This window comes from Pedobacter hiemivivus, from assembly GCF_005144565.1.
Classification (GTDB): domain Bacteria; phylum Bacteroidota; class Bacteroidia; order Sphingobacteriales; family Sphingobacteriaceae; genus Pedobacter; species Pedobacter hiemivivus.
Map to the genome: position 1 here is coordinate 328,974 of NZ_SWDX01000002.1, position 21,654 is coordinate 350,627.

15 protein-coding genes are annotated in these 21,654 nt (G+C 39.6%); 10 read left to right on the forward strand and 5 right to left on the reverse strand.

Annotated features, from left to right (window positions below):
• Positions 1–7 precede the first annotated feature (7 nt).
• Genes FBD94_RS05085 through FBD94_RS05120 form a run of 8 tightly spaced genes read left to right on the forward strand, consistent with a single transcriptional unit; the run spans position 8 to position 12,467 of the window.
• Positions 8–763, forward strand: a complete 756-nt coding sequence (locus FBD94_RS05085) for a 6-phosphogluconolactonase (protein ID WP_136879356.1) — start codon at positions 8–10, stop codon at positions 761–763.
• 39 nt (positions 764–802) lie between these two features.
• The gene (locus FBD94_RS05090; RefSeq protein ID WP_131606620.1) at positions 803–1,618 is read left to right on the forward strand and encodes a phytanoyl-CoA dioxygenase family protein; all 816 of its coding nucleotides are present in this window, start codon (positions 803–805) and stop codon (positions 1,616–1,618) included.
• A gap of 3 nt (positions 1,619–1,621) precedes the next feature.
• Entirely contained in the window at positions 1,622–2,455 is an 834-nt protein-coding gene (locus tag FBD94_RS05095) for a sugar phosphate isomerase/epimerase (RefSeq protein ID WP_131606618.1), read from the forward strand.
• Positions 2,456–2,465: 10 nt separating this feature from the next.
• Entirely contained in the window at positions 2,466–5,333 is a 2,868-nt protein-coding gene (locus FBD94_RS05100; RefSeq protein ID WP_136879357.1) for a glycosyl hydrolase, read from the forward strand.
• A gap of 13 nt (positions 5,334–5,346) precedes the next feature.
• Positions 5,347–6,810 (forward strand): glycoside hydrolase family 28 protein, encoded by a 1,464-nt coding sequence (locus FBD94_RS05105; RefSeq protein ID WP_136879358.1) that lies wholly within the window; start codon positions 5,347–5,349, stop codon positions 6,808–6,810.
• 38 nt (positions 6,811–6,848) lie between these two features.
• Positions 6,849–9,164 (forward strand): GH92 family glycosyl hydrolase, encoded by a 2,316-nt coding sequence (locus FBD94_RS05110; RefSeq protein ID WP_131606612.1) that lies wholly within the window; start codon positions 6,849–6,851, stop codon positions 9,162–9,164.
• A gap of 24 nt (positions 9,165–9,188) precedes the next feature.
• Entirely contained in the window at positions 9,189–11,264 is a 2,076-nt protein-coding gene (locus FBD94_RS05115; RefSeq protein WP_136879359.1) for a polysaccharide lyase family 8 super-sandwich domain-containing protein, read from the forward strand.
• Positions 11,265–11,297: 33 nt separating this feature from the next.
• Entirely contained in the window at positions 11,298–12,467 is a 1,170-nt protein-coding gene (locus FBD94_RS05120) for a glycoside hydrolase family 88 protein (protein WP_136879360.1), read from the forward strand.
• Between the two features lie 6 nt (positions 12,468–12,473).
• Here FBD94_RS05120 and FBD94_RS05125 read toward each other — a convergent pair whose 3' ends face one another.
• The 3 genes from FBD94_RS05125 to FBD94_RS05135 all read right to left on the reverse strand — a co-directional run bounded on the left by FBD94_RS05125 (position 12,474) and on the right by FBD94_RS05135 (position 15,650).
• On the reverse strand, positions 12,474–13,535 hold the full coding sequence (locus FBD94_RS05125) for a LacI family DNA-binding transcriptional regulator (RefSeq protein WP_136879361.1): 1,062 nt from the start codon (positions 13,533–13,535) through the stop codon (positions 12,474–12,476).
• Positions 13,536–13,615: 80 nt separating this feature from the next.
• Entirely contained in the window at positions 13,616–14,413 is a 798-nt protein-coding gene (locus FBD94_RS05130; protein ID WP_136879362.1) for a phytanoyl-CoA dioxygenase family protein, read from the reverse strand.
• A gap of 4 nt (positions 14,414–14,417) precedes the next feature.
• Entirely contained in the window at positions 14,418–15,650 is a 1,233-nt protein-coding gene (locus tag FBD94_RS05135) for an MFS transporter (protein ID WP_136879363.1), read from the reverse strand.
• A gap of 164 nt (positions 15,651–15,814) precedes the next feature.
• Between FBD94_RS05135 and FBD94_RS05140 the strand changes: the two genes are divergently transcribed.
• Both FBD94_RS05140 and FBD94_RS05145 read left to right on the forward strand, forming a co-directional pair.
• Entirely contained in the window at positions 15,815–16,702 is an 888-nt protein-coding gene (locus tag FBD94_RS05140; protein WP_169472221.1) for an AraC family transcriptional regulator, read from the forward strand.
• The gene (locus tag FBD94_RS05145) at positions 16,692–17,516 is read left to right on the forward strand and encodes a sugar phosphate isomerase/epimerase family protein (protein WP_136879365.1); all 825 of its coding nucleotides are present in this window, start codon (positions 16,692–16,694) and stop codon (positions 17,514–17,516) included. Before FBD94_RS05140 ends, FBD94_RS05145 begins: the two co-directional genes overlap by 11 nt.
• Here the strand turns inward: FBD94_RS05145 and FBD94_RS05150 are convergent.
• A complete protein-coding gene (locus FBD94_RS05150) occupies positions 17,505–19,691 on the reverse strand; it encodes a glycoside hydrolase family 52 protein (protein WP_136879366.1) in 2,187 nt (728 codons plus the stop codon). The two genes, FBD94_RS05145 and FBD94_RS05150, sit on opposite strands and share 12 nt — an antisense overlap.
• A gap of 26 nt (positions 19,692–19,717) precedes the next feature.
• Positions 19,718–21,634, reverse strand: a complete 1,917-nt coding sequence (locus tag FBD94_RS05155; RefSeq protein ID WP_136879367.1) for a sialate O-acetylesterase — start codon at positions 21,632–21,634, stop codon at positions 19,718–19,720.
• Between the last annotated feature and the right edge of the window lie 20 nt (positions 21,635–21,654).

Here is a 21,654-nt window from a genome sequence, read left to right on the forward strand (position 1 = left end):
GATTTAGATGAAAGAATTTATAAAAGATAAATTAACCGTGAAGGTTTTTGAGAACAGAAACCTGATGGGAGCAGCGGTTGCTACGGCTGTTGCAGAACGCATAAACATATTATTGAGCACACAACCCTTCGTTAATATCATATTTGGTGCAGCCCCTTCTCAGAATGAATTTTTTGAGGAATTGCTGAAAAAAGACATCGATTGGTCTAGACTCAATGCTTTCCACATGGATGAGTACGTAAACCTGGCTGCAGATGCGCCGCAAGGATTTGGTAACTTTATCAAAGCACGTTTATTTGATTTAGCGCCTTTTAACACGGTAAATTATATCAACGGAAATGAAGCTGATTTTGAGGCTGAGTGTACGCGCTATACCGCATTGTTAAATGAGTTTGAAACGGATATTGTATGCTTAGGCATTGGAGAAAATACGCATTTGGCATTTAACGATCCGCATGTAGCTGCGATTAATGATCCTTATTTTGTGAAGCGTGTGGATTTGGATCAACAGTGTCGCAACCAACAAGTTAATGATGGCTGTTTTACCACGATCAATGAAGTACCTACGCATGCTTTAACGCTAACCCTGCCTGCTTTGCTTAAAGCGCCTTATGCTTTTTGTACTGTGCCTACTGAGAAAAAGGCCCAGGCCGTTTACCATACCTTAAATGAGGATATTAGCGATAGATTTCCTTCTACTCATTTAAGAAATCACAAAAATGCAATCTTGTTTTTGGATGATCAAAGTAGTGTAAGCATTTAACATCAGAACAAAGATTTTTAAACCTAAACAACCAAGAAAATGAAATGTGAATTAAGTACAGAGCAGATTCAGTTTTTTCAAACTAATGGATTTATTGTCATCGAAGATTTTTTATCAGCTGAAGAGTTAACGCAATGGCGGGAAGCAGTTACGGAAGCGGTAAAGGACAGAAATGGTGTAAAAATGCCTGGAAAAGAAGGTAAAGTTGGGATGGATGATGGGATCAATAAGGACGCTGAATATTTTTCCAAAGTTTTTGATCAACTGCTAAATCTTTGGCAAACCAATGATAAGGTAAAAGAGATTATGTTGGATGAGCGTATTGGTAAAATGGCTGCACAGCTTTCTGGTGCCAGTGGGATCAGAATATGGCACGATCAGGCCCTATTTAAACGTCCTTGGGCAAATCCAACATCTTGGCATTTAGATACCCCATTTTGGTCTTTCTCTGATAGAAAAGCTTTATCGATTTGGGTAGCCCTGGATGATGCGACCTTAGAAAATGGTTGCTTATACTTTATTCCGGCATCATTTAAACAAACAACTTTTGTAAATAAGGGAATAGGGAAAAATATGGATGGCATTTTTGAAGCTTACCCGCAATTTGCTCAGGTAGCTTCAGTGTCGGCCGCTATGAAAGCTGGAAGTTGCTCTTTCCATAATGGATTGACCATACATGGTGCAGGCGCCAATATGAGTAGTGGATATAGAAGAGCCATGACTTGTGCTTATATGCCAGATGGAAATACATTTAATGGTGAACCTAATATTTTACCTGAGCCCTATCTGAGTACGCTTAAAGTTGGCGACTTGCTGAATAATGACGAACAAAACCCACTGATTTATAAATCGTAAAGAATGGATTTATCCCTAAAGTTTTTGTGTCCGCGTTGGGGTTTTGAAGATATTCCCTGGCCTGTTTTTTTGAAACGCGTAAAAGAAGCCAATTATGCTGGTATTGAATGGTTCCCTTATGGAGAAACCTGTGATGTGCAAGAGGTATTGGATTTGTTGAAGGATTATGATTTGGATTTTGCTATTGTAATGACGGTGATTAAACCTTATGCCAATTTGGAGCAATACCTGGAAAATCTTAAGCAGGAATTGAGTCAATTGATGGAGATGAGAACAGAATCTAAAGCGCCCTTATTTTTTAGTGCTCAAATCGGTAGAGAATACTTTAACGCGGATGAAATACAAGCCTGCCTGGCGGTTTGTAATCAGATTGAGGATCAATATCAAACGCCAATCAATCAAGAAACGCACCGTAATAAATGGTCGTATGCGGCACATAATGTAGCGCCAATATTAGCAAAGAATCCGGATTTAAAATTAACGCTGGATGTTTCTCATTGGTTTTGTGTTTCTGAAAGTTATCTGAAAGATCAGCAAGCTGCGGTAGATAATGCCATCGCACATGCCCGCCACATTCATGCAAGGGTAGGGAGTACACAAAGTTCGCAAGTTTGGGATCCGGCAAATGCCGAATATGAGGAGGCTTTAGCAGCCCACGTTCAGATTTGGGACAAATGGGTGAACCAAATGAGAATAAATAAAATGCCGATCACGATTACTCCGGAGTTTGGACCAGTGCCTTACATGGTAAAGGGGAATAGGACAATGTCTCTAAGTGATGAACAATGGCGAATCAATTTATGGATGAAAGACTTTTTACAAAAGCGGTACAGCTAAAATAGGAACTATGAAGAGGAAAACATTTTTACAGCAAAGTGCTATTTTTTCTGTTGCCAGCTTATTGATGTTAAAGAATAATGCTTTTTCTAAGTCAGTAGTAAATACGCTGATAGATGATACCGATGCGGATTTATACCAGCTCTTTAAGAACCCATCCATCGGTTACAGGCCATTTGTGCGCTGGTGGTGGAATGGGAACAAGATAGAAAGAACGGAGTTGGCGAGAGAGCTTAAACTGTTAAAAGAAGCAGGAATTGGTGGGGTAGAAATCAATCCAATTTCCTTTCCATCCAATACGGATGATATGGGCATCCCATCTGTAGATTGGCTAAGTGAGGAGTGGATAGACTTATTGAAGTTCACGTTGACCGAAGCGAAAAAACTGGGCATGACTTGTGATCTTTTAGCGGGCACAGGATTCCCTTTTGGGGCTGGTTTTTTAGCTGATGAAGACCGTGCTCAAGTAGTGGTGGTAGCTGTGAAAAAACTGGTAGGTCCTTTAAAAACTGAAATCTCCTTATTTGATATTTTTAAAGAAGCTGATCCCGCAACTTTGAGTCCTTATACCGGGCGTAAAATGGAGCTTTTGGGACTAAGTATTGTTCCAGATCCTTTGACGAGTATGGACCAGGTGAAAAATATTACCAATCAAGTCGTAAATGATGGGGTGAAAATTGACTTGCCGAAAGGGAATTTTGCCGTTTATGGTTTAGTGAAAATAGATGGTTTTATGAAAGTGATACAAGGTGCACCCGGTGGGGCTGGACCGGTACTGAATCATTTTAATGAAAAGGCTGTCAAAAATTACCTCAATAAAATTACGGGCACCATTCAAACCCGAATTGGCCCATTAGCACCAGATGTACGTTCCTTTTTTGTCGATAGTTTAGAAATGGAAGGCGCCAATTGGTCGACTGACATGATGGTCGAGTTTAAAAAACGAAGAGGCTATGATCTGTATCCATACTTGCCATTTATACTCTTCAAAACGGGTAGGATGGGGAACACGATTGACCTATATTATACCGTAAACATCAGTCCGGAAATGAAAAAGATGCTGAACAGGATGCGGTATGATTTTGAATACACCAAAGCTGAGCTTTTTAGAGAAAGATTTTCGAAGAGCTTTGTGGAATGGTGTGCTGAAAACAAAATAAAATCAAGAGCACAGGCTTATGGTAGAGGACATTTTCCATTAGAGGGCAGCTTTGATATGGATATCCCTGAATGCGAAACCTGGATGAAATATGGTATAGGCGAGGAGATCTCAGAACGGGATTTCATGAAGTATCCATGGCATTTAGGCCGTGGTAATACCATGATCAATAAATATGTTTCTTCAGCGGCGCATTTGAAAGGTAAAAAACTGATCAGCTCTGAGGAACTAACCAATACAGATATGGTATTTAATGAGTCGCTGGAGTTGTTTAAAATAGCGGGCGATCAAAGTACGATTTCAGGAGTTACGCATCCCATTTTTCATGGGTTTAATTACTCCCCACCGGATGCTGCTTTCCCTGGTTGGATCACCTATGGTGGTTATTTTAATGAACAAAATACCATGTGGCCGTATTTTAAGCATTATACGGATTACAGAGCAAGGCAGTCTGCATTATTACAACAAGCTACTTTTTTTGCGGATATAGCGATTATGGCACCAATTGCTGATATGTGGGGAGAGTTTGGCGCGCAAATGGAACCCTTTCCCTGGGGTGTAACACCACCTTATCAACAGTTGATTTGGGAATCTATTCATCAAAATGGAAATGCTTGTGATTATGTGTCTGAACAGGTAATTGCAGATGCAGATTTTAAAGGTGGTTGGATGACCTATGGTCCGAGAAAGTACCACACGCTATTTTTAATAGAAGTACGAAGTATTTTGCCTGAAACGGCGAAGAAACTATATGATTTTGTGAAAGCAGGTGGCCGGATCTTCTGCATAGAAGCTTATCCAGAGCAATCTTTAGGTTGGTTTAATCACGAACAAAAGGATGCAGAAGTAAAGCAATGGGTGACAAAATTAAAAGCATACCCAGATCGATTCATTTTCTTAGCAAAACCGGCGGCAAATTTTAAAGACTGGTATCAAACGATTCAAGCAAAGTATAAGGTAACGCCATATGTTAAAATCGCCAAGCCAAATACTTTCGTTACCCAGGTGCGGTATCAAACGAAAAACTCAGATATCTTTTTGTTTAACAATGCTAGTGCCCATCTCAGTATCGATTTAGACGCTACGTTTTTACCGGAGATTACAGATAAAAAACAAGCTTGGATTTGGGATGCAGTAACTGGTGAGCGCTTTAAACTGGACTTGAAGGATAGGAGTTTAAAAATAAAACTGTGTCCTGCTGATTCAAAAATTATTGTTTTCAATAAGGATAGAAATGGTAAAAACTGGGATCCAGTTCCTGAGGTAACACCAAATGCGATGGGCTTAAAATCCCCTTGGAAAGCGGAGTTTACTCATATGGATGGGACCGTGAAAAACCAAGATTTGGCTGAACTGAGCGATTTAAAAGATTTACCTGATTACACCTATTTTTCTGGTACGGTTTCGTACAAAAATACCATCACATTAGCTAATCCTGCAAACCTTCATTATTTAGATTTAGGGCAGGTATTTGGCATAGCAGAATTGATTGTGAATGGGGAGAATTTAGGTACGCAATGGTATGGACGTAGAGCTTATGCACTCGGAAATCTGTTGAAAAAAGGCACCAATAATATTGAGATTAAAGTGACTACGGTAATGCTGAATTACATGAAATCTTTAACAGAAAATACGACCGCACAATATTGGTCGAACAATAAAAAGAAAGAACAACCACTTCAATCCATGGGTTTGGTTGGCCCTATTAATTTATTTTAAAAATATTAAGAAGATGAAAAACAAGAAAATGATTCTGATGCTGTTAATTCTAATTCAGTCTGCCGCTGTTTTTGCAAAAGACTATAAAGCATCATTTTTTCATATCAAATCAGACGGCTCAACAATGAATACCCGTTCTATTCAGTTTGCGATAGATTACATCAGCAAAAACGGTGGTGGCAGATTGGTTTTCTATGTGGGTAGATATTTGACAGGTTCTATTTATATGAAATCTAACGTTACGATTCAACTGGAAGAAGGTGCTGTTTTATTGGGCTCAACCAATCCTTTTGATTACGATAGAATTGGAAATACTGCGCTTATTCATGCAAGGGATGTAGAAAATGTAGGCATTACTGGTAAAGGAATGATTGATGGACAGGGTAGGGCATTGGCCAATAATTCTATCGCTTATGCAAATGATGGGTTGATTGTGGATATTTTGAAATATGATCGTACCCGTGAGTCCATCCGACCAATGGTGATTTACTTTTACAACTGCGTAAATGTGAATATCAAAGACTTGATTCTTCAAAATTCGGCTTGTTGGTTACAGACTTATGAGCGATGCAAAAATATGGTGATCGACAACATTACGGTAAACAACGTTGCTTATTGGAATAGTGATGGTATTGATATTGTTGATTGTGATAATGTGGTGATTACGAACAATAAAATAGATGCTGCGGATGATGGAATTTGTTTGAAATCACATACTGAGGGCTTTTTCTGTCACAATGTATTGATCGAAAATAACATTGTACGTACCAGTGCAAACGGAATCAAATTAGGTACAGCTGGCAAAGGTGGTTTCAGAAACATTAAAATATTGAACAATACGGTTTACAACACGTATCGCTCGGCTATCGCTTTGCAAAGTGTTGATGGTGGCTTTTTGGAAGATATTGTGGTGGATGGCTTAAAAAGCACCAATACTGGTCATGTGATCTTTCTAAGATTAGGAGAACGGATTCCAGGTAAAAAGTCGACCATGAAAAGAATATCCATCAAAAATGTGGTAGCAGATGTACCTATTGGTAAAGCGGATGCGGGTTATGATTATGAGGGACCGATTGAAGATATGCCAAGAAATATCTCTCCAATTATTATCGCTGGTTTACCTGGACAATACATTGAGGATGTAACCTTCAGTAATTTTGAAGTTTCTTATCCTGGTGCGGGTAGTAAATACATGGCTTATATCGCATTGGATAAATTGGACAGCATTCCGGAAGAGTCTGCAGGTTATCCTGAGTTTTCGATGTTTAAAGAAGTTCCTGCCTGGGGTATTTATGTGAGACATGCGAAAAATATCAATTTCTCGAATCTGAATATGAAAGCAGAAAAGAAGGATTACAGATTGCCAATTGTAATGGATGATGTACATGGCGCAGAATTGAAGAAAATCACGTTTCAGCAGATCGATCAGAAAAAATTATTGCATACCTATAAGTCAACAAATGTAAAGGTTAATTAAATGACCTATATTTAATCCCATCTTAATTCTTCTTTGCAATGAATCAGTTTAGCAGATGTTTAATTGTTACCGCTTTGATCGGGACTGTCGCAAGTGTTGTAAATGCGCAAAATAAAAATGACTTATATAAGTACGTAAAACCCATTATTGGTACTCAAAAAATGGGGCATACTTATCCAGGAGCTACCGTACCGTTTGGTATGGTACAATTGAGTCCGGATACCGATACGCTTTCTTACGAAGATAATGGAAAGTATAATAAGGATGTTTATCGGTATTGCGCAGGTTATCAGTATGATGATCCGACGATTGTAGGCTTTAGCCATACGCATTACAGTGGTACAGGGCATTCGGATTTGGGTGATTTTTTAGTGATGCCAACTGTTGGAAAGGTACAACTTAACCCAGGAACAGCTACACATCCGGAAAACGGTTACCGTTCAAAATTCAGTCACCAGAATGAGGTAGCGGAAGCCAATTATTACAAGGTGAAGCTGGATGATGATGGTGTTTTGGCAGAGTTAACCACTTCTGCAAGAATTGGTTTTCATCAGTATACTTTTCCGAAATCTGCAGCGTCCAATATCATATTGGATTTGATGCATGGTCTTTATAACTACGACAATAAAAATGTATGGACTTATGTTCGGGTAGTAAATGATTCTTTGGTAGTTGGTTATAGACAAACGAATGGCTGGGCAAAAAACCGAACGGTATATTTTGCGATGTCTTTCTCTAAGCCATTTAAGTCATACGGCGCTAAAGATTTTACTAAAAAAGAGGTTTACAAAGGGTTTTGGGCAAAGTTTGACCAGACCAAAAACTTCCCGGAGCTGGCTGCGAGGCAAATTAGAATGTATTTTAATTTCGATACGGAAGAGGCGGAAAAGGTAAAGATCAAGTTTGCGATTTCATCGGTGAGCAGCGACAATGCCTTGATGAATATGAAGGCCGAAATACCGGGCTGGGATTTTAATCAGGTTAAAGAACAAGGTCAGCAGGCTTGGAATAAGGAGCTTCAAAAGATTGAAGTGAAAACAGAGAAAAAGGAAGATGCCATCAATTTTTATACGGCGATGTATCACGCCTTTTTGAGTCCAACGGTTTATATGGACCTGAACAATGAGTACAAGGGTTTAGACCAGAAGATACATCAGGCCAAAGGATTTGCAAATTATACCACGTTTTCTTTATGGGATACTTACAGAACTTTACATCCCTTTTTTAACATCATCCAGCCACAAAGAAATAACGATATGGTGAAATCTATGCTGGCGCATTTTGATCAAAGTGCTTTACCGATGTTGCCTATATGGTCTAACTCGGCAAATGATACCTGGTGTATGAGTGGTTACCATAGCGTATCTGTAGTTGCGGATGCGATTATTAAGGGCAATTTTACTGGAGATGTAAATAAAGCTTTGGCAGCTTGCGTGGCGACTGCAAATCAACGTAATTTTGAAGGTATAGGAGATTATATTGATAAAGGTTATGTACCATCAGATAAAAACCGGACAGCAGTATCTAATACGCTGGAATACGCTTATGACGATTGGTGTATTGCACAATTGGCTAAAAAAATAGGTAATACTGAAGTTTACAATGCTTTTATTAAACGTGCTGAAAACTGGAGAAATGTGTATGATGCATCGATTGGTTTTATGAGACCACGCTTATCTGACGGATCTTTTAGAAAAGAGTTTGATGTTTTAGAAACTGAAGGGCAGGGATTTATTGAGGGTAATGCCTGGAATTATAGTTTGTATGTTCCTCAAAACCCTGAGGCATTAATTGAACTGATGGGTGGTGATAAAAAATTTGTTCCGCATTTAGATTCGTTGTTTACAATGGATTTGCCTGATGTCTTTTTTGCGCATACAGAGGACATTACGAGAGAAGGTATCATTGGTAACTATGTACACGGAAATGAGCCAGCGCACCATGTGGCTTACCTTTACAATTATACCTCACAGCCTTGGAAAACTCAGAAAACTGTACGGATGATTTTGGGTAAACAATATCATAACGGGCCTGATGGTTTAGGTGGAAATGATGATTGCGGACAAATGAGCGCCTGGTACATGATGTCATCACTTGGTTTTTATCCAATGGCACCGGGTTCTGACCGTTATGAGTTAGGCAGTCCGTCGGTATTAAATGCAAGCCTAAACCTCGAAAATGGTAAGCAATTTATTGTGGAAGCTAAAAACCAAAGTGCTAAAAATGTTTATGTAAAGCAGGTGCTTTTAAATGGAAAAGTATTAAATCGTTTATATATTACCCATGGCGAAATTGTTGGCGGTGGGAAATTAACTTTTATTATGGCTTCGGTGCCGAATAAAAAGAGCAGTTAAAGAGAGCGATTAAAGAGTAGATAAATGAGGTTACCCATATTTTATAGCGTCCTGGCTATGGTTTGTTTTACAATAAGTAAGGCCCATAGTCAGGATGAATTTCAAATCATTGAATCCAGAACCACGAAGTATATCAAAGCCGAAGTTGAAATCAATCAGCTCAATGAGGACCTCAAAAAGAATGCATTAGCGATTCAAAATGATGGACGTTGGTTGGGGATTGATTATTCCTCTAAAGCTGAAACGAGTTGGGCCCCGCTGGTCCATTTAAATAGAATTAAGCAATTTGCACTAGCTTTAAACGACGCAGGGCCTGCCGGGGATAAGAAATTGGCTTCGCAAACCATCAACGCTCTGCGGTATTGGGCACAGCAACGCCCGAGCAGTAAGAATTGGTTTCAAAATGACATTGCTTCTCCGACAGCTATAGGGGAGATCTTGATGCTCTTAAAAAGCAGCAATACGGTACCCTCAACTTTACAGGATTCCTTGATCAACTTGATGAAGCAAGGGGATGTGATTAGGGCCGCTGGTGCTAATAAATCGGATATCGCTATTCACATGATGTATCGGGCTTGTCTAACCAGAGATAAAACACTGATGGACTCGGCCGTTGATCAGGCATTTAAACCCATTACCTTAGGCAATAGACAAGGCTTACAATACGATTATTCTTATTTGCAGCATGGGCCGCAATTGCAGATCGCGAGCTATGGTCAGGTGTTTTTAAATGGCGAATATAAGGTGGCATCCTGGTTATTGGGAACCAGTTATGCGCTCCCAACAGAAAAGTTAAAAATACTGGATCAGTACTTAATCGGTACTTATTTAAAGACGATTAGGGGCAGGTATATTGATTTTAATACTGAGGGCCGGGGGATTTCGAGAAATGATGTTTTAGATAAAAACAATATTACATCGAAAGCAGGAACACACAGCTTATTGGCGTTGGCAAAAGAAGTAAATCCAAAAAATACAATGGTGTTAGATGAGGCAGAGCAACGAATTCTGCAAATTCAAGCGCCCTCTTTTGGAATCAAACCTAGCCATACTCATTTTTATAAGAGCGACTATACGCTCCACAATCGGCCGGCTTATTCCTTTAACGTAAGGACCGTTTCCAGACGTACCGTTAGAACGGAATTTGGAAATAATGAGAATTTAATTGGTAAGTTTTTACCTGATGGCTCTACCAATATCCAGCGTAGCGGTGCAGAGTATTATAATATCATGCCGGTTTGGGAATGGGATAAAATTCCGGGTGTAACCAGTAGGGATTATAAGGTAGATCAAAGAACTACGATTGAGTGGGGAGAAAGAGGAGTAGGCTCTTTTATTGGAGGTACATCTGACGGGGTATATGGCACAACGGTTTATCAATTGGATTATGATGAGGTGACTGCAAAAAAAGCATGGTTTTTCTTTGATGATGAAGTGGTTTGTTTAGGTGCTGATATCAATAGTTTGGCTAAGGAAGCGATTACGACTACGGTTAATCAAGCTTGGGCAAAGGGGCCGGTAAGGGTTTTTGATCAAGATATCAAGCGAATCTGGCAGGATAGCGTGGGTTATTATTTTCCAAACCAGGGCGATATCAAATGGACTAGCGGAAAGCAAAGCGGTCGCTGGAGCTTAATCAATGCCAATAGATCGAAAAATGTGGTGCAAGGAAAGGTGTTTAAGTTATGGCTTAATCATGACCATGATCCAGTTAAAGGATCTTATGCCTATATTGTAAAACCAAATATCAGTGAAAATGAGATGAAAAGTAACAAGGCTTTGAATACCAAAATATTAGAAAATACACCTCTTGTGCAGGCTGTTGAAAATGAAGATTTGCAAATGGTTCAGGTGGTGTTTTATGAGGCGGGTAGTTTGACAAGGCCAAATTTTTCTGTGACTGTTGATCAGCCTTGTGTTTTATTAATCAAAGCGTTGAAGACAAAAAATCCCATATTATATCTTTCAGATCCCACTCAGAAATTAACAGATTTACACATCAGTTTTAGTTCTGAATTTCTTGAAATCAAGGAACCTTTTCCGATCAGTCTGCCACAAGGAGATCAGAAAGGTGCAACTGTAAATTTCCAATTTAATTAAACCCCAATATTAACGTATAGTATCCATCCAGACATGAAGAAAATAGTTGTACTTTTTATTTTAATGACCTCGATCATTGCGAATGGCATTGCCCAGAAAAAGCCATTGGTAGACGTAGATAGAGCGTTTGACTTTGCGACTAAGCAATACACCAATATGTTGGCCAGTCACCCAGACTTAACCAAATTTCCACAGTCTACAAAACCGAATGGAGCACCTGATGACAGGACTTCTGAATGGTGGTGTAGCGGTTTTTTTGGCGGATCTTTATGGTATTTATATGAATACACTGGCGGGGCGAACTGGAAAGCTGCCGCAGATAAATGGACAAAAGCTTTAGATAAAGAAAAGCACAATACAAGGACGCATGATTTAGGTTTTATGCTGTATTGTCCGTATGGAAATGGCTACCGCTTGACTCAAAATAAGGAGTATATAGAGCCGATGGTTACTGGTGCAAATTCATTGGCGACCAGGTTTAATCCTGCTTATGGTTTGATCAAATCATGGGATAAACATGCGGATTGTGAATATCCGGTGATTATCGACAATATGATGAACCTGGAGTTTTTATTTTGGGCTGCTAAACAATCAAAAGACAAAAGATTGTACAACATCGCGGTAACGCATGCAGACAATACTTTAAAACATCATTTCAGAAAAGATTTTAGCAGTTATCATGTGGTTTGTTATTTGCCAGGGACCAAAGTTTATAGACAAAAAACGCACCAGGGTGCAGCAGATTCTTCTGCCTGGGCAAGGGGACAAGCATGGGCAATGTATGGGTATTCGATGATGTATAGAGAAACGAAGGATAAGAAGTATCTTAAACAGGCTGAGGGGATCGCTAATTTTGTCATCAAGCATCCAAATCTTCCTGCGGATAAAGTACCTTATTGGGATTTTGATAGACCAAACGAAGAAAGAGATGCTTCGGCAGCAGCTGTGTTTGCTTCTGCATTTTTAGAAATGAGTACGTTTAGCAAAAAGAACAAAGATTTGTATTTCTCTACGGCCGAGCAAATGTTGGCTAGTTTAGCTTCTCCGGCCTATACGGCGAATTTGAATGAGAACAATAATTTTATTTTAAAACATTCGGTAGGGCATAAGCCAGCAAAATCTGAGATCAATACCCCAATTGTTTATGCAGATTATTATTACTTAGAAGCCTTATTAAGGTATAAAAAATTAACAGCGCTATAGGCGCTGTTAATTTCTATATGATTTATAATTCTCTTTCGTGATGATGTCAATTGGCATGTAATAGGTAGGTTCTATTTCGCCATTTAACACCAGGTTTTGATATAGGGCCATGATGCCTTTATAGCCTTGCTCTTGAGGTTTTTGGCAGATTAAGAAATCTATTACTCCTTTTTTTAAGTGTTCGATGCTTTGGGGTAGGAAATCGTAGCCCACTAAAAAAACATGTTCCTGATTTGTTTTTTCTAAGAATTGAGCGACAGAGAAAACCCTGGAGTTGGTTACAAAAATGGCTTTAACATCGGTATGCTCGCTTAATACTTCCGTCAATCGCTTGGCTACTGAAAGGTAATCGGTATCGGGTGTAATGTCGGTTTTTACAATTCGAACCTGCTTTTCATGTGCTTTGAAGTAAGCCCTAAAACCTTCTTCTTTTCGCGACAAGTGATGATAGCTATCGATCTCTTTGGAGATGTTTACAATCAAAATTTTATCCCCTTCTTTGACTAAGTAGTTGACCATGTGGGCGCTCAAATGTCCACTTTGAAATAAATCCGGACCAATGTAACTCAGTCTGGATTCATTTGGAATATCAGAGTTGATGAAAACCTGTGGGATTTTTTTAAGGTTACAAAGTTTAGCAAAGGCTAGTGATTCTTCAATAAAAATGGGGGCAACCAATATGCCATCAACCTCAGCTTTAAGGATGTTTTTCGTTTGATTTACGAAAGACTGTTTATCATTCTGATCATAAAAATATTTATCAATCACAATTCCAAATTGCTTGATCTCGGCTTCGGCCATTTCGATGCCTTTAATCGGGGCATCCCAAAATTCTGTTTCTTTAGAAACAGCGGGAATTAAACTGGCAAAGCGCAATACTTTTTTAGAGGCTAGTCTACGTGCCAAAATGTTAGGCTGGTAATCCAGATCTTTCATGATGGCCAATATTTTATTCTTGGTTGTGTTTGAAACACCTGTTCTGTTATGTAATACTCTATCAACAGTACCTATAGAAACATTCGCCCGCCTCGCTATTTCCTTTACACCAGTTTGCATATTTGTTTTCATTTGCGCATATCGAATTCTTCTGTAAAAGTATTACTAAATCCGTTAATAAAAACTTAAATATATAAAAAGAATGCTGCTGTTTATTTAATTAAAAAATTGGCATCTTCTTGTATTCCTTCAGTGTTTGAGGCTAATAAAGTTTCATCATTTACCATTTGTATCGCTTCGCTTGCGGATGGATAATTTCCTTTGTAAGGCTTGTTACTAATGAGATTATAGGCCGAGATTAAGGACCATCGTGGTGCATCACTAAGATTGGCATCTGAACGGTGTAAGGTGTTGCTATGGAAGAACAATGTATCTCCAGCTTCCATTTCCACATACACCAGTTCTAGTCGCTTCAATAGCTCATCTACTCTTTCTTGATTGGCACCAACCTGTTCTCCGCTAAAGCCATGTTCGATCCTTCCGGTTAGATGTGAGCCTTTAATAACTTGTAAGCAACCATTTTCTTTAGTGGCCGGACTTAATGCCGTGAGCACGCTTAACATCTGCGGATATAGGAAACCATCACGGTACCAATAGCCGTAATCCTGATGCCATTCCCATGCCCCCCCAACTTTGGGTTCTTTTTGCATCAATTTGGAATGAAAATGTGCAGGTTCGCCTTCCAATAAAAGTTGGACGCCTTCGACAATTCGTTTAGAACGTGCCAATAAGCTATAGGCATCATCTGCTAAGGAATACCACAAAGCCAATTTAGTTCTAAGGCCGTTAGCATCGCCTCTGTCAAATGATTTATTGCTGATGACCTGGTCGTGAATGGCAATGTCATATAGCTTTTTTACCTCTTCGGGGTTTAGCATTCCTTTGATCAATACATAGCCATTTTCGTTAAAGAGGGCTTGGTCTGCTGCACTTAATTTTTTATAATCCATTTTCTTATGTTTGATTTGTTTTTATTGTGGGTATTAAACGGGTAAGTAGGGTGTAGCCTATTAGATAGGTGCAGCCAACGATCAGGAATATGCTGCTATAACTGCCTGTGAGTGCTAAAATTCGTCCGGTTAGCAGGGATAAGACAATGCCACCACTTACAGCGGAAAGCGTAGCTACGCCCATCACTGTACCTACTTCGTCTGATGGAAAAACGTCAGTAATGGTAGCGAATATATTTGCTGTCCAACCGCAGTGCGCTGCCGCTCCTAAGCCAATCAGGACTACTGCCATCCATAAATTATCGACAAAGCCAACTCCGCATAGCAATAAGCCGATTAAGGCGCATACCAATAGTGCTTGTTTTCTGGCTGCATATACGCTTTTGCCTTTTTTAATCAAATAGGAAGAGTAGGCGCCACCTGCAAGGCTGCCGATATCTGCCAATACGTAAACCGTAACTAATGGCCAGCCTAAGGAGCCAGTACTTACTGCTTTGGTTTCGTTTAAGAATTTAGGCAGCCAGTATAGCAAAAACCACCAGGTTGGATCGGAAATAAACCGAACCAGACAGATGGTTAATACTTCCTTTTTGAAAACGACTTGTTTCCAGCTTTTTGGGCTTGGTGTTTCTTGACTTATTTGGGAAGCTTGGGTAGGAATTAGCTCAGGTGCTTTTTCGGGTGTTTTATAGGTGATCATCCAAAAAAACATCCATATAAAACCTAAAGCTCCGGTTAGGATAAAGGCCCATTGCCAACCAAATTTATAAGCAATAAAAGGAATCAATAGAGGAGCTACAATGGCACCAATATTTGAACCTGCATTGAAAAATCCGGTGGCAAAGGCCCTTTGAGAAGCGGGGAATAATTCGGCCACTGTTTTAACACTGGCAGGGAAGTTAACAGATTCTCCCAATCCTAAGCTGAAACGGGCCATTGCAAAACCAACTGCTCCTTTTGCAAAAGCATGGGCCATGCCTGCGGCACTCCATAAGGCTACGCCAATAGCGAAGATCCATTTGGTGCCAAACTTATCTAATAATTTTCCGGTTAGGACTACTCCTAAGCCGTACGAAATCTGGAATGCGGTTACGATATAGCTGTACTCTACTTCGCTCCAATTGTACAAATGTTGCAGTTCTGGCGCCAAAATGCTGAGCACATGCCTGTCCAGGTAATTGATCGTGGTGCTAAAAAAGAGGAGGATGCATATTTTCCATCCGTAAGAGATTTTCATGTCGTTCAATTATAGAATGAAGACCTCATTCTGTTGTGTTTAAATATTTGGTTTAAACGAAGCTAGGATAAAAACGGAGCAGGCTTTAGCGCTAATTTTGCTTTATGTAGAACAAATTTTGCGCTTATGGTGTTTTATAGGATTAAATGATTAATTTTTGTGCAATGAAAGCACTTCATCTTAAAGTTCCGGCTTACAGTAAATTTCATATTGATGCAAGAAGAGAGCAGGTCAGTTATTTTGCAAATCCCTGGCATTTTCATGATGAGCTGGAGATTACTTTTGTGATTAAAAGTGAAGGAACTAAATTTATTGGTGATTACATCTCTGAATTTAAACCGGGTGAAATCATCCTTTTGGGTTCGCGTTTACCACATTATTGGCGTAACCACAGTAGTTATTATCAAGACACAGCAGAGAAGGGTGCGGAAGCCATTATTATTAGGTTTAATCAGGATTATGCTGGGAATGAATTTCTTAAAATTCCACCGATGAAACCTGTTCTTGATTTACTGAATGATGCTAAAAGGGGCATCCATATTCGGGAGCCACATTCTGATTTACAACAAAAGTTGATTGATTTTTTGACGCTTAACGAATCGCAGCGGACTATAGCGCTAACCGCTATTTTATTGAGTATTGCAACGGAGAAACCCTATGATTATTTATGTAGTATAGGTTATGCGCATCAGTACAAAAGCAACGACATTGAAAAAATAGATGCGGTTTATGATTATGTGCTGGACAATTTTAAAGCAGATTTGAGCCTAGATGATATTGCTTTAAGATGTAGTATGAACACTGCTGCATTTTGTAGGTATTTTAAAAGGAAAACGGGGAAGACTTTTGTCGATTTTATGAATGAGATTAGGTTGGGGAATGCAGCTAAATTATTGTTAAAAGGAGATTTGACAATTGCTGAGGTGGCCTTTGAATCTGGGTTTAACAACCCATCTTATTTTAACCGCTTGTTTAAGCGATTGAAGGGGGTAACCCCCACAGCATATCAATCACAGTACCTAAATACAAATGAATTATCGAATGGAAATTGAATTTTATATCCCCAGATGGGGGAATAGGCATTTATCATGGGCTGATTTTGCAGAGAAAACGAAGCTTGCCGGTTATGCAGGGGTAGAGGCAAATTTGCCAGCAGAGGAAGAGGAGCAATTGGACATGTTTACGCAATTAAAGAATAATGGTTTGCGTTGGATTGGTCAGCATTTTGAAACTGCTACCGCAGATTTTGCAGCGCACGTTAAACAATATGAAGCACGATTGTATGCTTTAGCGACTGCAAAGCCTGTCTTAATCAATTCGCAAACGGGGAAGGACTTTTTTACGTTCGACCAAAATAGTGAGTTGATTGCGCTAGCAGCCAGGATAAGTAAAGAAACCGATGTAAGGATACTACACGAAACGCATCGTGGTAAATTTAGTTTTTGCACTTCGGCTACCGCTCCGTATTTACATCAGTTTCCTGATTTAAGGTTAACTGCAGATTTTTCTCATTGGTGCTGTGTGGCTGAGTCGTATCTGCAGGACCAACAAGAAGTGCTACAACTGGCTATCGATCGGACAGATCATTTTCATTCCCGCGTTGGCTTTCCTGGTGGTCCCCAGGTAAATCATCCGGCAGCCCCAGAATGGAAAGAGGCACTTGATTTTCATTGTGAGTGGTGGGATGCTATTGTACAACGTCACTCCGATTTGAAAACCAAGACCTTAACTGTTACTTGTGAATTTGGTCCTTATCCCTATATGCCGCAATTGCCATTTAATCAAGAGCCAGTTAGCGACTTATGGGAGGTAAATCTTTTTATGAAAAACTTTCTGGAAAAGCGGTATACAGATTTATCGGATTAACCAATAGCCCAATATCGATATCCCTCTAGGATACCAATAGCCAATCCAAACGTCATCCTTTTTAAGCAACCCATCATTGTACGCATATGGGCTATTTTTGTTCCATTGGTAAACGTAGTGGGCTGAGGAATGTTTAATGCCATACCATTGCGCCGCTACTACATCGGCGACAATGGTTTTGCTAAACCAGGTAGTGCCTTCCTGAGTGGTTAATTTAATGCCATAGTCGGTTATGCTTTGTGCATACGTTGCTGCGTAATCTTTTTTCAGTACTGCGGCTAGCTGCTGGAGTATTGGCGATTTACAGGCAACGAGACCTGGTAAAAATAGACCCTCGCCAATCACTACCGAACGTTGGTTCCATTTAGGGAAACCTTCATCTAAACTTACCGGAATAAACCCGTATTTCTGTTGTGCTTTTTTTAAGGTGGCGAGAATGAGGTTGGCTTCTTTTTCAAACTGAAGTGCTTGTTTATTTCTTAAGCCTTCATTATTTACGGCAACACCCATGTTTTTATAACCGGCACCTTCTCCATCAACTACGCCTTTTTTTGTGGCATCTATGGCATGAACTTGGGCTTTATTAGATAAAGCGCTGAACATCTCGGCAGCTACCGCATAGGCGCTTAATTGTTTGGCGCCTAAGAATGTGTTGTCTGGCGAAAGTTTGAGTGCTTCATTGGCGTCATAGGTGGTCCAGCCGTAGGCCTTATCGGCGATTCCATTTCCATTGGTATCTCTATTGATGACAGATTGTAGTAAGACATCAACTGTACCCAGCATAGATTTTACAAAAGCATCATCATGACTGATTTTCCAATAGTAATAAAGTAACAATACGAAGGAGGTATTTTCTTCTACGGCCATATGGGGACCGTAGTTGTAGTTGGCTGTTTCACTTACAAAAGGTAAATCGCCCACATCATGATACAAGTAAGGGCCATATTCTGCGGCAGTCATACCTTGCTGGTAGGCCGGTTTGTTTTGAACTGCATTGGCTGGTACTGTAAGTTCTGTCCGGGCGATATAGTTTGTCCATTGGCTCAGTTGAAGTTTTAAGCGCCAAGGGCAAAAAATAGCACTTACTTCAGTTTCGTGGGCTACATCTACCGTACTCAGGTGTTTAAATCTGCCTTCTGAAACATAAAATCTGGCTGTTTTATGTTCATCCAATAAAAAGTAGGTGTTTGCTAAATCAGTATGAAAAGTTAAGGCTAAAACCCATTTCTCCTGATCCGTTAAAGCTCCATTCATTAAACTATCCTCAAATTTTTGGGTAAGGCGTATGTTTTGCTCAAAATTTTCTGTAGCATATTGTAAAACCTCATTTATGCTTTTCCAGTAATGGGTATAGTAAAATTTGAGTGGCAGGTTTACTCGTTTATCCTCAATCACCGTATGATTGTGATGGGTTGCATAAATTTGATTGAACTCTTTATTAGCTTGTTGAGGTAGGTTGAATTCATAAAATAATCCACCAAAACCATTGTCACTAAAAGTCCCTTTCGCAGGGGTTTTAATCGCTGTCAGGGCCAGTTTACCATTTAAGTTGGCGTTATCTTTAAATAGAACTGTCTGCTCTGTATTGTCTGGTTTCATTGGTTCAAGGCTCATGAAGTTGAAGCCTTTTACAGGTGTTTTAGCGATCCCAACTTTTAGTTTACAGTCGACAGCGGTTTTGCTTTCGTTTGCTACATTAATCTGTAAGTAAAAGCCAGGGAAGATCTGAGTTTTTATGGCCGAACTATCCGCTAGATCTTTTGAAGATGTAAAGGAAGAAATCAGTGTAAAATTAACTTTAAGGCCTTCGGGTGTTTCTCCGGTAAGGAGCATGGATGTTGGTCCGAATCGGAGTTGTTGGTTTTTAAAATAGCTAGCGTTTCTAGGTAGCTTTGTGGTTCTAAAACAATATGTCTTTTGGTTAACGGTTAAGCCAATCAGTAAACCTGTTTGCTCATCCATATCGAAACCCAAACTACCGGTTTGCATGCTTTGTTTTTCATTGAGCAAAGAGAAAGTAAAGCGACTGCCCAAACGCGAATTTAGTAAGGAGAAGTTTGTGCTGTCTGTAAGTGGGGTGGATATTAAGCTTTGATCGACTTTGAAACTTTGAGCGGTAGCAGTTAAGGATAGGCCTACTGACAAGATCGTGAACAGTATCTTTTGATAATTCATTAGGAAATTTTAAGATTTAGAAATGATTAATTGCTTTTAAAACTTGAAGCGGGTAGGCCTTCGTTATTGTAAAGGTTGGCACCATCGGGACTATCTGCCCAGGCATAACGCACAGCGATAGGCTTGGTAATGGCATCGTTCCAAACTACGACTTGTTTTCCTACTATTTTGGCTTGTGCAGGTACAAATTCTTTTCCATCTGCAGATATGCTGAATAGATTTAATTTTTCGCCAACACACTTTAGCCCTGTTCCAATATGATCAAAGGAAACGTAAATCTGCTTGTCCTGAATTTTTGCTGATTTGTAAATGGGACCAGAAAAGACAAGGTTTTCGTGATAGGCAACTCGCTCTGCCGCTAAAGCCAGGCGCTTTCCTACATCTAATTTATTGGCTGGATGTATGTCGTCTTTCTCTCCAATATCGTGTATAACCGCCATGGCGGTGTGTGGTGTTTTTAAGGTCTTCATCTGGGCTTCTCTCAATAAGGCCCAATTACTATGGAGTGGTTCTATACCTGTACTTGAATAATTGGCCAATTGCACAAACAAAAACGGCAAGTTTGCTTGTTGCCAATCCTCGCGCCAGGTATTGATTAAGGAGGTTAGTAAAGCTTGATATTGTTCTGGTTTAGGGGTATTACTTTCGCCTTGATACCAGGTTATCCCTTTAATACTGTAATCAGAAAGGGGTTTAATCATAGCATAATAATAGGCTGTAGGGCTGTGGCCTGATAATCCATTCCCTCTAGGTAAAACTGCGGTTTCAATTCCGGATTTGAATTTCCAGGTGCCATTTAATGGTATGGAATCATCCGAAAATTTGAGTTGGTAGCTGTTTTTTGGATTGAAAGCAATTGCATTAGTTGGACTGATCAGTCTGATGGTGATGCTATTTTTTCCTGCTTTTAGTATTCCAGGTTTGATGGGATAATTACGGTTGGTATAGCCGCTGTTTATAGCTCCTATTTTTTGCCCATTTAGGTAAGTTTCATCCTGCGTCTGCATTATTCCTAAAGAAAGACTAGCGGCTTTTCCCGCTAAATGCTCAGGGACATTTAGCTCAGTTTTAAACCATATGGAGCCATATTTTGGTGTTTTTATTTTTTCAGTTAGCTGCGCTAAGCTTGCAATTTCTTGCCAATTTGCTGCATCCTGATAAGGGGTTAAAAACCACTTCTCGTTTATTCCTAAATCATCTTCTTTTATTGATTTATACCAGGCTTTTGATTTTAATTGATGTTCATTCAATATACGAGCTACTTCGGCAGTATCTTTTAACTTTTGGGCTACTTTGTCGTAATCCGGAAAAGTTTTTAAGGATTCGCTATTTACCCAAGATTGGGCTGGTGTGCCACCTACACTTGAATGGATGATGCCTATTGGTACTTTATATTTTTCATACAAATCTTTTGCGAAAAAATAAGCTACTGCCGAAAAAGACAAAACCGTTTGGGGGCTTGCGCTTACCCAGCCGTTATCACTACTTACATCTGGTATTGGGTTAAAAGCCATGTCTCTTTTAACCAGAAATTGCCTGATCATTGGATAATTACTTTGCTCAATAATTTGAGGGTAATTTGCTTTGATGTTAGGTCTACCCATGGTAGCTTCCATATTGGACTGCCCTGAACACAGCCAAACATCACCTATCAGCAAATCTTGAAGGTCAATGTTGTTAATCTGCATATGGAATGGCCCACCAGCTTGCTGTGGTTCAATATTTATGGTCCATTTGTGATCAGAACCAGCTTTTGTAGTGTATTTTTTGTTTTTAAAAGTTAGGGTTATGGATTCTCCAATATCGGCCCAACCCCAAATCTTAACGTTTTGATCTCTTTGCAATACCATTCCGTTGCTTACCAATCGGGGAAGCTTAACTTCGGCGTGTACAGCAATAGTAAATAACAGCAGGGCGGTGATGCAATGTATGAACTTTTTCATGGTGGCTATATTTGGTCATA

Excerpts from the sequence above, each read along its gene's own strand:
- FBD94_RS05095 (WP_131606618.1), top strand. The coding sequence starts at position 1,622 with ATGGATTTATCCCTAAAGTTTTTGTGTCCGCGTTGGGGTTTTGAAGAT.
- FBD94_RS05150 (WP_136879366.1), bottom strand. The coding sequence starts at position 19,691 with ATGAATTATCAAAAGATACTGTTCACGATCTTGTCAGTAGGCCTATCC.
- FBD94_RS05125 (WP_136879361.1), bottom strand. The coding sequence starts at position 13,535 with ATGAAAACAAATATGCAAACTGGTGTAAAGGAAATAGCGAGGCGGGCG.
- FBD94_RS05100 (WP_136879357.1), top strand. The coding sequence starts at position 2,466 with ATGAAGAGGAAAACATTTTTACAGCAAAGTGCTATTTTTTCTGTTGCC.
- FBD94_RS05110 (WP_131606612.1), top strand. The coding sequence starts at position 6,849 with ATGAATCAGTTTAGCAGATGTTTAATTGTTACCGCTTTGATCGGGACT.
- FBD94_RS05130 (WP_136879362.1), bottom strand. The coding sequence starts at position 14,413 with ATGGATTATAAAAAATTAAGTGCAGCAGACCAAGCCCTCTTTAACGAA.
- FBD94_RS05135 (WP_136879363.1), bottom strand. The coding sequence starts at position 15,650 with ATGAAAATCTCTTACGGATGGAAAATATGCATCCTCCTCTTTTTTAGC.
- FBD94_RS05105 (WP_136879358.1), top strand. The coding sequence starts at position 5,347 with ATGAAAAACAAGAAAATGATTCTGATGCTGTTAATTCTAATTCAGTCT.
- FBD94_RS05115 (WP_136879359.1), top strand. The coding sequence starts at position 9,189 with ATGAGGTTACCCATATTTTATAGCGTCCTGGCTATGGTTTGTTTTACA.
- FBD94_RS05120 (WP_136879360.1), top strand. The coding sequence starts at position 11,298 with ATGAAGAAAATAGTTGTACTTTTTATTTTAATGACCTCGATCATTGCG.
- FBD94_RS05140 (WP_169472221.1), top strand. The coding sequence starts at position 15,815 with ATGAAAGCACTTCATCTTAAAGTTCCGGCTTACAGTAAATTTCATATT.
- FBD94_RS05155 (WP_136879367.1), bottom strand. The coding sequence starts at position 21,634 with ATGAAAAAGTTCATACATTGCATCACCGCCCTGCTGTTATTTACTATT.
- FBD94_RS05145 (WP_136879365.1), top strand. The coding sequence starts at position 16,692 with ATGGAAATTGAATTTTATATCCCCAGATGGGGGAATAGGCATTTATCA.
- FBD94_RS05090 (WP_131606620.1), top strand. The coding sequence starts at position 803 with ATGAAATGTGAATTAAGTACAGAGCAGATTCAGTTTTTTCAAACTAAT.
- FBD94_RS05085 (WP_136879356.1), top strand. The coding sequence starts at position 8 with ATGAAAGAATTTATAAAAGATAAATTAACCGTGAAGGTTTTTGAGAAC.